The sequence below is a fragment of the Streptomyces sp. NPDC052301 genome, from assembly GCF_044593395.1.
GTDB lineage: Bacteria > Actinomycetota > Actinomycetes > Streptomycetales > Streptomycetaceae > Streptomyces.
On the sequence record NZ_JBIUBE010000006.1, the window covers coordinates 586716 to 598574 of the forward strand.

Here is an 11859-nt window from a genome sequence, read left to right on the forward strand (position 1 = left end):
AAAAAGGAGAGGACTTGAATAGCCTCCGGCCCTACGCGGGAATTCGCCTCGCCATCGCCGTGACCTCGAGTGTCGCTCTTCTGGTCACTCTCTCCGGATGTAGTGAGCACAAGGCAGCTCGTCACTACGCATTGCCGCACTCCATGTGCGGCATTCCAGTCGACAGTAACAGGTTGGCACCGTTCATGCCGTCTGGCCGAAAACTGACCGTCAAGTATGACACATCCGACGAATGGGCATCATTCTGCGAGATCAGCATCGATTCTCGTCACGTGGTGCAGACTGAGCAGATGTGGATGACAGGCGGCCACGACACATCATATTTCGTCGGAGGGCAGGCCAATTCCAAGCTCAATCACCAAGCCGAGGACGGAAGGTTCATATTTTCCGGATGGGAAGGTTTCGGCAAAACACGCCACTGTAGGAGCAAAAAACTCCTGAACAGTGAGCTGTTCACTGCCTTTCAAATGCACTCATCGGACCACCAGGACGCCGACGCGATGAAGCAGCTCATCACCGAGTTCACCACGGCCGTCGAAAAGACTGACACCTGCAGGAAGGGCAAGCCCTTCTCATAGAACCCAGGCGTCAGCGTCCGCTCACCGCCTCCTTGTACAGCCCCGCCGCCTCTCCCCCCAGCACCACGCTGTACGACACGTCGTCGGTCGAGCCGCCCTGTTCGTGGCCGCCGAGGACGCCGACCACCTGGCCGTCGCCGTTGATCCAGGGGCTGCCGCTGGTGCCGCCGGTGAAGCCGGGGCAGTAGATGCGCTGTTGGGTGCTGCTGTGCGGCTTCGGCTTGTTGGTGCAGATGATGGGCGACTCACGGGAGTCCGGGTAGCCGAGGACGGTCACGGCGGTGGCGCCGGTGGCCGTTCCGGCCGCGAAGCGGTTCGCCCCGACCACGTCCTCGATCCGCCTGCCGTCACGCTCGTCCACGAAGGCGAACGCGACGTCGCTGTCCTCGTCCTGGTCCTTGGCCCACGCGTCGGACAGGAGCCGCTTCGACACGCTCCACACCCCGTACGGCGCCTTCCCGTCCCGGTACCCCGGCACGAACACCAGGTCGTCGTCGGTGTCGTCCACACAGTGCGCCGCGGTGACGAGGAGGTTGCCGCGCGGGCTGTGCACCACGGAGGCCGTGCAGAAGTGGCCCCCGGTCAGCCGGCCGGCCCGGTCCGCGCCGAACAGCGCGCCGACCCGCGCGCTGTGCCGCGTGGCGCCGGCCGCGGCGGTGACCCCGAAGGGTCCCGGCCCGTCATCGGCGGACGCCACGGACGCGGAGGTCAGGGCGAGCATCACCACGACGCCGAGCAGCGCGGGACGCGAGGTGAGCGAGATGCGTGAGATGCGCTTCATCAGCCTCCACTCTGTCCCAGCAACGTGAGAGACCCGCACCGACTTCACTGAGATTTTCCTGTGAAACCTCGGAAGACGGCACCGGCCAGGCGTTGGCCAACACCGTACGGTGCGGTCTCCTACCCCGCCTCCTCACGTGTCACGCTCCCCACCGCTCACGGCAGCCCTGCCTCATCCGCCTCTCGCCCTCGGCGGGCCCAACTCCCGCAGTACCGCGACCCGTCGGAGGTCGGCGCGGGCCCCTGGCACGGGTGCGACCGCGCCTTCCTCCCGCACCCCCCGATTCCGCCACAGGGGTGACGCCGAAAGCCACCAGCGGATCGGTGCTCCGCACTCAGCCGACCGGCTTCAGTCCCCACGTCACCCCGGTCATCTCCTCCGACAGCCTCCACAGCCGCCGGGCGGACTCCGGGTCGCTCGCCGCCGCGCTGCGGCCGACCAGAGTGGGGGCGCCGCGCATCTCGCCGAGGCCGTCCGGGCCGACGTACGCCGCGCCCGGCAGGTCCTGGCCGGCCGCGTACAGCGTCGGCAGGGCGCCCGCCTTGTCGTCCTGCGCGAAGATCCTGTTGCCGACCCCCATGACGGCCCGCATCAGGGGGTTCGCGGCATGGCTCTGCAGGTTGGTGGCCGCGTACCCGGGGTGTGCGGCCAGGGCCCGGACGGGAGAGCCGGCCTCCGTCAGGCGGCGCTGGAGCTCCAGGGTGAAGAGCAGGTTGGCCAGCTTGGACTGAGCGTAGGCGCGGGTCGGGGAGTAGCGGCCCCGCAGGTTCACGTCGTCGAAGTGGATCACGCCGTCACCGCCCCGGTGCAGACCCGAGGAGACCGTCACCACCCGGTCCGTGACGTGGGGCAGGAGCAGGTTCGTCAGCGCGAAGTGTCCGAGGTGGTTCGTGCCGAACTGCATCTCGAAGCCCTGCTTGGTGCGCTGCTCCGGCAGCATCATCACGCCCGCGTTGTTGATCAGCAGGTCCAGCGGGCGGTCCCAGGCTTCCGCGAACTCCCGCACGGAGTCCAGGTCGGCCAGGTCCAGTCGGCGCACCTCGGTGCTGCCGTCCACCTTCGCCGCCGCGGCCCCGCCCCGGGCGAGGTCCCGTACGGCGAACACCACGTGCGCCCCGGTCCGGGCCAGTGCCTGGGCGGTCGCGAGGCCGAGGCCACTGTTGGCGCCGGTGATCACGGCCGTACGGCCGGTCTGGTCGGGCAGGCGGGTCGCATTCCACTTGCGCGCACGGCGCGCTTCGGTCGTATCAGCCATGGCCTCAATGTAGGCATCGCCAACAATGCTGTCAATGACAACAAGGGTGGCGCCGTCAACAAAGCTGACGATGTCTACATCTGGATACGATGGTGCACATGCCCCGCATGTCCCCGTCATCGCCGCCCCCGTCACCCTCGCGGCAGCCGTCGCCGCCGAGCCGCCCCTACCACCACGGAGACCTGCGCGCCGCCCTGCTCAAGAGCGCCGAGCGCACCCTGCGCGAGAAGGGCGTCGGCGCGCTCTCGCTGCGCGAGCTGGCCCGTGACATCGGGGTGAGCCACGCCGCCCCCGGCCGCCACTTCAAGGACAAGCGGGCCCTCCTCGACGCCCTCGCGCTGGACGGGTACGAGCGGCTGAACCGGGCACTGGCCGGCGCCACCGAACAGCCGGGCCTCACCTTCGAGGGGCGGTTGGCGGCACTCGCCCGGGCCTACCTCGGCTTCGCCGTCGAGAACCCGGAACTGCTGGAGCTGATGTTCGCGCGCAAGCACCACCCCGACAGCTCCGCCCAGCTCGTCTCGGCCGTCGACGAGTCCCTCGGCTCCATCACCCGGCTGATCGCCGACGCCCAGGAGCGCGGCGAGATCGTCCAGGGCGACCCCGAGCGCATCACGACCATCGCCGCCGCGAGCCTGCACGGCCTGGCCGCCCTCATCGCCAGCTGCGCGCTGGACCCGGACGAGGCGCTGACCGGCCTGGACGAGCACGTCCACCTGCTGCTGCACGGCCTCAAGCCGAGGTGAGCCGCCGCTGACCGGCCGTGCCCCACCTGCGCTCCGGGTCAAGCGCCGACCAGCGGAGCACCGGCACGGGGCCATCGCCTGGTCAGCCGTCACCCTGCGCCGGTAACGCGGAAGTCAGAATTCCGAAAGTCCCTTGTCGTCACGTACTCAACGAGCGAGGGTCGATACCGGCCGCCGGCCAGGCCGAGCCGCCACGACTCGACCACCCCGCCGGGTCACGGGGAGCCGCCCGATGAGGGGGACGTGGGGTCCCCTCGGCGGCACGGAGAGGAAGACGGGCCACGGCACCCGGCCGTGACCCGTCTCCCTCTGCTCGCCTTCACCGGCCGACACCCGCGAACCCTCGGAAGGGGCTCGGCGACCACAGCCGGGGCCCTTCGCCCGCACCGACCGCACCACCCGTGAGAACATCGAGGCGACCCCTCACCCGACCGGCCGTCAGAAACCGTGCCCGGCCGTAAAGAAGGTCAACGACAGAACCACACGACAGGTTCCGGTCGGACCTCGTTGCCCGGCGTGACCTGCCGTGATACACAGAGTGACCGTACGTGCCATGAGTACGAAACCCGCCAGCCAATGACGTCAAGTCGACATACGTTGGCGACGTTGTCGGCGACAATGAGGCCTGACCTCTGCACTCCCGCAGGGGCCAACGGAACTACCCACCAGGGGCGGTGACTTACATGCTTCTCGCAGCCGACAAGGGAGACATCAACACCATCATCGGCGGGATCGCTCCGGACTGGGGCCCCTTCGGCAGCCTGGGCAACGAGGCGAAGGTGATGATCGAGGTGGTGATGGCCGTCGCCATCCTGCTCTGCCTCGGCATCGCGGTCTGGGGTGCGGCCAAACAGCGCATCGGCGCCACGGCCCTGCGTGACACCTTCAGCGCGGAACAGGGCAAGGGCCTCATCATCGCCGGCCTCACCGGGGTCTTCATCATCGGCTCCCTCGGCACGCTGTTCACCATCGTGTACGGCATGGCGGTCTGACGCCCGCTCACCCCGTACCCCTCCCGGGCACGCCCGGCTGTCCCCACCACCCCACCCACCCGTCGTGCCCACCGGCTGAGGTTGCGTTTCCCTGATGTCGAGTCACCACACCGCGCCCGCGCGGGAACCAGCACGGCTACCGTCGTATGTCTACGAGCTGGAGGGGGCGTACGCGGCATGAGCCTCGGAGACGAGCAGGGACACACGGACTACGGCGACACGGGCCACACCCGGACCCGGCTGCCCGAGAACGACCCCTACGGAGGCGCACCCCGGCGAGGCGGCCGCCGCTCCTCCTCCCGGAGCCTGGTCACGGTCGTCGGCGTGGTCGTCCTGCTGATCGCAGCGATCGCCTTCGCGAACCGCGGAGACGATTCGTCCGCCGACAGCTCGACCGGAAAGGGGGCACGCCCCCAGACGGCATCCACGGCAGCGAGCGGCACGAGACCGGTGGACACGAAGGCGAACGGAATCCCCTCGGGCTTCGCCCACTCGGAACAGGGGGCGGAGAGTGCGGCGGCTAACTACGCGGTGGCGTTGGGGTCGGCGGAGATGTTCAACACCGCCTGGCGGCATCAGATCGTCGACACGGTCTATGCACGGGATGTCGCAGCTGCCAAGCAGTCCGCCATGGACAGCGCCTACTCCAACGAGAAGTTCCTCACCAACATCGGCCTGAGCAAGGACGGCACCGCGCCGAAGGGTGAGACGTTCGTGTCCCGGGTCATCCCCGTCGGCACCAAAGTCACCTCGGCAGGAAAGGACGCCACCACGGTCGATGTCTGGTACACGTCGCTCTTCGGCCTCTCCGGTGACACCTCCAAGAATCCTGTGACCGAGAGCTGGTACACCACGACGTACAAGCTCAAGTGGGTCGCCAGCGACTGGAAGGTCACCGACTTCCAGCAAAAGGATGGCCCCGTCCCCGTAGGCCGGGATCAGACGGCCTCCACCGCCGACGACATGACGAAGGCCGTCGAGGAGTACGGAGGGTTCACGTATGCGCGCTAACCACCGCATCCTCAGGATCACGGCGGTCCTCGGTACCGTTCAGACGGCCACGGTGCTGCTGGCCACCCGCGCCTTCGCCGATCCCTCACCGACCCCGACGAAGAGCAACGACCCCTGCGACCTGATCCGCGGCGCCGCCAAGCAGTTCTGCGAGAAGGACAACAACTCCAAAGGCCCCTCCGGCCTAACCCCCAACAACCCCCTAACCGACACCCTCGACCCCCTCGCCTCCCTCGCCAAGGGCTGTGCCGACGCCGCCTCCTGGACCATCGGGAAGCTCAGTGGCGCCGTGAAGGAGACCGCGAACGTCGACTTCACGAACGCCAAGTTCCTCCAGCAGTACGCCGTCGTCTTCGCCGCCTCCACGATCCTCACCCTCCTGCTGTGGCTCCTGGCCGTGGCCAAGCGCGCCGTCCGAGGAGTCCCCCTCACCACCGCCATCTCGGAGGCCGTCGGCTTCCTGTGGCTCACCGTGCTCGCGTCGGCGTTCACCCCGCTGATCCTCTACACGGTCGTGTCCGCCACCGACAGCGTCACCGACGTCCTCGCGAAAGCCACCGGCGACCAGGCCGACACGTTCTTCGGCACCTTCTCCGGCGCCCTCAACAAGGGCACCGACATCGGCGGCGGCCCCATCATGCTGATCGTCGTCTCCCTGGTCAGCATCCTCGCCGCCGGCGTCCTCTGGCTGGAGCTGGTCATCAGGGCCGCCCTCCTCTACGTCGGCGCCCTCCTCGGCACCGTCGTCTACGCGGGCCTCGTCGACAAGAACCTCTGGGGACACGTGCGCCGCTGGGCGGGGATCATGATCGCCGTCATCCTCGTCAAACCGGTCATCGTCATCGTCCTCGGCCTCGCCGGCGCGCTCTCCTCCGGCAACGGCCCCGACGCCTTCTCCGCCGTCGTCTCCGGCCTCGCCATCATCCTGCTCGCCATCTTCGCCAGCGCGATGATCTACCGCTTCGTCCCCGGCTTCGGCGACGAGATCGCCGGCTCCCGCAGCAACCGCATCATGCAGGGCGCCGAGAGCAAGGCCGCCGCCGTCATCAGCTCCCCCGCCACCCTCGTCGCCCAGGGCATCAAGACCCACAGCGCCCGCGCGGACAACAACGGCGGCGGCACAGCCTCCAGCACGCCCCGCCCGGCCAACCCCGCCACCGGCGGAGTCGCCGCCCACAGCAGCCGTACCCCCACCGGGGGCAGCGGCGGAGCCGTCCCCTCCGCCGCTCCTGCGCCCCGCGCGCCCAGCCCGGTCAACACCCCGCACGCCGGCAACACACGCAACAACCGCACGGGAGGTGATGGGCGTTGACGACCGAGTCCCACCTGTCCCCGATCACGCCCCGCCGTACATATCTGATCGGCCGCGCCCGGCCGAACGCGATCGTCGGACGGAACCGCGAGTCCGGAGAGATCGCACTGATCGTCGTCGGCGCGTTCCTCGGCATGATGTGCGGCCTCGTCGTCCCGATCCTGTCCCTGCGGATCGTGCTGCTGATGGGCTTCCCCCTGCTCGCGCTCGCCGCCGTCTACGTGCCCTACAAGCGCCGCACCTTCTACAAGTGGTTCGAGATCAACCGCAGCTACAAGCGCACCCTCAAGAACGGAGCCGTCTACCGCTCCGGCGCCATGGAGGCCGGCACCCGGCTCGACGGGCGCGAGATCGAGGTCGGCCCGCCCCCCGGCATCGGCCGCCTCACCTGGCTCGCCGCCCCCTTCGGGCCCGACGAGATCGCCGTACTGCTGCACGCCGACCGCAAGACCGTCACCGCGGCCATCGAGATCGAGGGACCGGGCGTCGGCCTGCGCGACTCCGAGGACCAGGAAGCCCTCGTCGACCGCTTCGGCACGCTCCTCAAGCACGTGGCCAACGGCGACGGATTCGTCACCCGGCTGCAGATGCTCGCCCGTACGCTGCCCGCCGATCCCGACGCCCACGCCAAGGACGTCGCCCTGCGCGGCGACGACCGCTCCCTCGGCTGGCTGCAGCAGTCCTACGACCAGCTCCAGTCCATGGTGTCCACCAGCAGCGAGCAGCACCGCGCCTACCTCGTCGCCTGCATGCACTACACCCGCGAGCTGGCCGCCGAGGCGCAGGCCATGGCTCGGGCCGCACGCCCCCAGGCCGGACGCAAGCTCGACCGGGACGCCGGGCTCGCGGTGGTGATGGCCCGCGAGCTGACCGACATCTGCTCGCGGCTGCAGGAGGCCGACATCCGGGTACGGCAGCCGCTCGGCCAGAGCCGGCTGTCCTCCCTCATCCACTCCATGTACGACCCCGACCACCCCATCGACCACATCCAGGCGATGACCAAGCGCAATGCGTGGCCGGCCGAGCTGGACGCCATGGAGCCCACGTTCCTGCAGGCCAAGACCCGCGAGTCCAGCACCCGCGCCCCCTGGTGCCACGCCACGGCCTGGGTGAAGGAATGGCCCATGACACCGGTGGGCGTGAACTTCCTCGCGCCCCTCCTCGTCCACACCCCGGACGTCATCCGAACGGTCGCCGTCACGATGGACCTCGAGCCCACCGAGGTAGCCATCGAGCGCATGCTGACCGAGAAGACCAACGACGAGGCCGAGGCGTCCCGCGCCGCCAAGATGAACCGGACCGTCGACCCCCGCGACGTCGCCGCGCACAACCGTCTCGACCAGCGCGGCGAGGACCTCGCGAGCGGCGCCGCCGGCGTCAACCTCGTCGGCTACATCACCGTCTCCTCCCGAAACCCGGACGCCCTCGCCCGCGACAAGCGCACGATAAGGGCCTCCGCCGGCAAGTCGTACCTCAAGCTGGAGTGGTGCGACCGAGAGCACCACCGCGCCTTCGTGAACACACTTCCCTTCGCCACCGGCATCCGAAGGTAGGGGCTGATTCACCGATGCGGGATCCGCTGTCCGTCCTCACCGACGCCTTCGCCTCCTTCCTGTTCGGGAAGGTCGAGACGACCCGACTGCCGGTACGCACCTCCACGGGCCAGGCCCAGGCGGTCTACCTGCCCACCGCCGCACCCGGCCTCGGCGACTCCGGCGTCATCATCGGCCGAGAGGTGTACTCCGGGAAGGGCTACATCTACGACCCCTTCCAGCTGTACGGCCAGCAGCTCCCGGCCCCGCACTGGCTCGTCCTCGGCGAGTCCGGCAACGGCAAGTCGGCCCTGGAGAAGACCTACGTCCTACGGCAACTGCGCTTCAAGGACCGCCAGGTCGTCGTATTGGACGCGCAGGGCGAGGACGGGGTGGGCGAATGGAACCTCATCGCGCAGGAGCTGGGGATAACTCCCATCCGGCTGGACCCGACGGCCGCCCTGGACCACGGCATCCGGCTCAACCCCCTGGACCCGGCGATCACCACCACCGGCCAGCTGGCGCTCCTGCGCACGATCATCGAGGTGGCCATGGGCCACGGCCTGGACGAACGCGCCGGCTTCGCCCTCAAGGTCGCGCACTCCTACGTCAACGAGACGATCGTCGACCGCCAGCCCGTCCTCACCGACATCGTCGAGCAGCTACGGCACCCCGAGCCGGAGTCGGCCGAGGCGATGAACGTCGCCATAGACGACGTACGCGCCTGGGGACTCGACGTCGCCCTGGTGCTCGACCGGCTCGTCGACGGTGACCTGCGCGGCATGTTCGACGGCCCGACCACGGTCGGCATCGACCTCGACGCCCCCCTCATCGTCTTCGACCTCTCCCACATCGACCGCAACTCCATCGCCATGCCCATCCTGATGGCGATCGTCGGCGTCTGGCTGGAGCACACCTGGATCCGCCCCGACCGGAAGAAGCGCATCTTCCTGGTCGAGGAGGCCTGGCACATCATCAACAGCCCCTTCGTGGCCCAGCTGTTCCAGCGTCTGCTGAAGTTCGGCCGGCGCCTCGGCCTGTCCTTCGTCGCCGTCGTCCACCACCTGTCCGACGTGGTCGACGGAGCCGCGGCCAAGGAGGCGGCGGCGATCCTGAAGATGGCGTCCACCCGCACCATCTACGCCCAGAAGGCCGACGAGGCCCGGGCGACCGGACGCGTGCTGGGTTTGCCGAGGTGGGCGGTGGAAATCATCCCCACGCTCACACCGGGCATCGCAGTGTGGGACGTCAACGGCAACGTCCAGGTGGTCAAACACCTGGTGACGGAGACGGAACGCCCCTTGGTCTTCACCGACCGCGCGATGACCGAATCCTCCAGCGACCTCGCCGCCGACGACGCCCTGCGCGCCGCCGAGCTGGAGGCCGAGCAGCGGGCGGCGGCCTTCGTGGAACAGCACCTGGGCGACTCCGAGTCGACCGTGGCGTAGGGGAGGTGGACGGGTGAGACCGGACGATCGCCGTGCCGACATCCGGGACGGCCGCCGGGAGGGCCAGGGCGGCATCCCCGACGGCCTCCTGATCGGCATACTCGCGTTCCTCATCGGCATGACCCTGCTGGTCTGGACGGCCACCGGCCTCGCGGCCCTCTTCGCCAAGGGCGCCTGGCCCGACGGCGTCACCTTCACCCGCACGGCCCTGGCCATGCGCCACCTCATCGGCCGACCGCACGACATCCCCGGCGCCTGGCCCGACACCCCCGCCTCCCAGCTCTCCGGCTGGGGCCTGTTCTGGGGCCTGTTCATCGGCCAGTTGATGGTCCTGTTCGTCCTCGCCCTGTTCGTGATGGGGTCGGTGGCGAGATGGCGGGCGGGGAAGGCCAGACGGAGAGCGGAGAAGCAATCGGTGCCGGTGGCGTCACCACCGCCCGCACCCCAGGTCACGCTGCCCGAAACCCCTCACGAGGTTCCCGCACCACGCAGCGAACCCGGGCCGCCCCCGGCGGCACACACCCCTCCCGCCGAAGCCGAACGGCCGGCCGGCCGGGAGACGCCCCGCCCCGAAGGCGCGGTGCTCTACGCCCCACCCGCAAGCCGCCAGACAGCCGCGAGCCAAGCCGTGCGCGACGCGGAGGGTCCCGCCCTGGTCGTCACGTCGAACCCGGCCCTCTGGGCCGAGACAACGGGCGCCAGAGCCAAACTGGGCCCCACCCTCCTCTACGACCCCACGCACCTCTGCGACACCCCGGCCCGCCTCCACTGGTCCCCCACCACGGGCTGCGAGGACAGACAGACCGCACTGCACCGGGCCAGAGCGCTGCTCGCCCCCGTCCAGCCCACCGCGAAGATCGACCAGGCGGTGGCCGACACGGCGACGACGCTCCTGCGCAGCTACCTGCACGCAGCCGCCCTGGAGAACCGCACCATCCGCCACGTCCACCGCTGGGCCCAGGGCACCCAGGTCCAGGACGCCGTACGCACCCTCCGGACCCATCCCAAGGCGGCCCCCGGTGCCGCGGGTGAGCTCGAGGCCGCCCTGACCGCGCACCCCGAACGCCGGGACATCGCCCAAGAGCTGACCAGCCGGGCGCTCTCCGCGCTCTTCACCGTCAACATCCGCGAGGCTTGCACCCCAAATCGAACTGACGGGCTCGCCTTGGATTCCTTCGTGGATGAAGGGGGCACGCTTTACGTGGTGGGGGAATCCATCGAGGACCCCAGGAGCAATCCGGGCGCGATGCCGCTCCTGACGGCCCTCGTCTCCAGCGTGGTCGAGCGCGGCCGGCGCATGGCCGAACGGTCATCCTCCGGTCGGCTCGACCCACCATTCACCCTGGTCCTGGACGACGTCGCGGCCGTGGCTCCCCTCCCCCAGCTCCCGGACCTCCTTGCCGCCGGAGCCGACCAGGGCATGCCGACGCTCGCCCTGCTGCGCTCCCGCGAACAGGCCCGCTCCCGCTGGCCACACCAGGAACTACCGGTCTAGGACGGCCACTCCAGCACGAACTCCAGCTCGTTCTGCGCCGTGTCCTTCACGAACGGCACCGTCACCCCGCTCGGCACGAACCCCGCCTTGCGGTACGCCCCCTGGGCCCGCTCGTTGTCCTCGTGCACGAGCAGCCGTACCCGCTCCGCACCCCGTTCCCGGGCCCAGGCCACGCCTACGTCGAAGAGAACCTTGATGAGCCCGTTCCCACGGTGTTCGGGCCGGACGAACACCCCGACCACATGCCCCTGCCGACGCTCCACGGCGAGCCCCGCCCAGTCCTCCGTCCCGGCCTCCTCGATGAGGACGGTGACCGAGCCGACCCAGGCCCCGTCGGACGTCTCGGCGATGAACTGCCGGGCGCCGGTGGACCCTTCCCCGGATCCGACCGCGCGGTCCTCCCAGAAGGCGTCCGCCCGTGCCACGGCCTCCTCGTACGTTTCCAGAAAGGCGAGGTGGGCGTCCGGGTCCTGCAGAGCGTCCAGCCGCAGCTGCTTCACTCGGGGCCAGTCGTCCGCTCGTATCGATCGGATGACGTAGTCATCATGGGGTCGGCTCGAAGTGCTCATGAGGGTCACCGTAGTGCCGGCCGTTCCCGGCGGCATCCCAATAACGCAGAAAACCCCCGCATCTTTCGATGCGGGGGTTTTCCCAAAGATTGTTCGGCGGCGTCCTACTCTCCCACAGGGTCCCCCCTGCAGTACCATCG

General features: G+C 69.4%; 11 protein-coding genes. 8 read left to right on the forward strand and 3 right to left on the reverse strand.

Annotated elements, in window-relative coordinates; translation table 11 throughout:
- Positions 1–14: 14 nt before the first annotated feature.
- Positions 15–578 carry a hypothetical protein gene (locus tag ACIHEJ_RS20460; protein WP_400137438.1) on the forward strand — a complete coding sequence of 188 codons (564 nt, stop codon included), beginning with the start codon at positions 15–17 and terminating at the stop codon, positions 576–578.
- A 10-nt stretch (positions 579–588) separates the two neighbouring features.
- Here the strand turns inward: ACIHEJ_RS20460 and ACIHEJ_RS20465 are convergent, their stop codons facing one another.
- Together ACIHEJ_RS20465 and ACIHEJ_RS20470 are read right to left on the reverse strand one after the other, a co-directional pair.
- Complete coding sequence (locus ACIHEJ_RS20465) at positions 589–1359, reverse strand: trypsin-like peptidase domain-containing protein (RefSeq protein ID WP_400137441.1); 771 nt, start codon at positions 1357–1359, stop codon at positions 589–591.
- 334 nt (positions 1360–1693) lie between these two features.
- Positions 1694–2614 (reverse strand): oxidoreductase, encoded by a 921-nt coding sequence (locus tag ACIHEJ_RS20470; protein WP_400137443.1) that lies wholly within the window; start codon positions 2612–2614, stop codon positions 1694–1696.
- A 107-nt stretch (positions 2615–2721) separates the two neighbouring features.
- Here ACIHEJ_RS20470 and ACIHEJ_RS20475 point away from each other — a divergent pair, with 107 nt between their 5' ends.
- The 7 genes from ACIHEJ_RS20475 (at position 2722) to ACIHEJ_RS20505 (ending at position 11150) form a co-directional block, all read left to right on the forward strand.
- Entirely contained in the window at positions 2722–3360 is a 639-nt protein-coding gene (locus ACIHEJ_RS20475; RefSeq protein ID WP_400137534.1) for a TetR/AcrR family transcriptional regulator, read from the forward strand.
- A 683-nt stretch (positions 3361–4043) separates the two neighbouring features.
- On the forward strand, positions 4044–4352 hold the full coding sequence (locus ACIHEJ_RS20480; RefSeq protein WP_356385887.1) for a hypothetical protein: 309 nt from the start codon (positions 4044–4046) through the stop codon (positions 4350–4352).
- A 177-nt stretch (positions 4353–4529) separates the two neighbouring features.
- Positions 4530–5363: a hypothetical protein gene (locus tag ACIHEJ_RS20485; protein WP_400137447.1), complete on the forward strand. Its 834-nt coding sequence runs from the start codon at positions 4530–4532 to the stop codon at positions 5361–5363.
- Positions 5353–6675 (forward strand): hypothetical protein, encoded by a 1323-nt coding sequence (locus ACIHEJ_RS20490; protein ID WP_400137449.1) that lies wholly within the window; start codon positions 5353–5355, stop codon positions 6673–6675. Before ACIHEJ_RS20485 ends, ACIHEJ_RS20490 begins: the two co-directional genes overlap by 11 nt.
- Positions 6672–8228, forward strand: coding sequence for an SCO6880 family protein (locus tag ACIHEJ_RS20495; protein WP_400137452.1), 1557 nt, complete (start codon positions 6672–6674; stop codon positions 8226–8228). The genes ACIHEJ_RS20490 and ACIHEJ_RS20495 overlap by 4 nt, the downstream gene beginning before the upstream one ends.
- A gap of 14 nt (positions 8229–8242) precedes the next feature.
- Complete coding sequence (locus ACIHEJ_RS20500; RefSeq protein WP_400137454.1) at positions 8243–9655, forward strand: ATP-binding protein; 1413 nt, start codon at positions 8243–8245, stop codon at positions 9653–9655.
- Positions 9656–9668: 13 nt separating this feature from the next.
- Positions 9669–11150: a type IV secretory system conjugative DNA transfer family protein gene (locus ACIHEJ_RS20505; protein WP_400137457.1), complete on the forward strand. Its 1482-nt coding sequence runs from the start codon at positions 9669–9671 to the stop codon at positions 11148–11150.
- Here ACIHEJ_RS20505 and ACIHEJ_RS20510 read toward each other — a convergent pair.
- A complete protein-coding gene (locus ACIHEJ_RS20510) occupies positions 11147–11719 on the reverse strand; it encodes a GNAT family N-acetyltransferase (RefSeq protein WP_400137459.1) in 573 nt (190 codons plus the stop codon). The genes ACIHEJ_RS20505 and ACIHEJ_RS20510 overlap by 4 nt on opposite strands.
- Between the last annotated feature and the right edge of the window lie 140 nt (positions 11720–11859).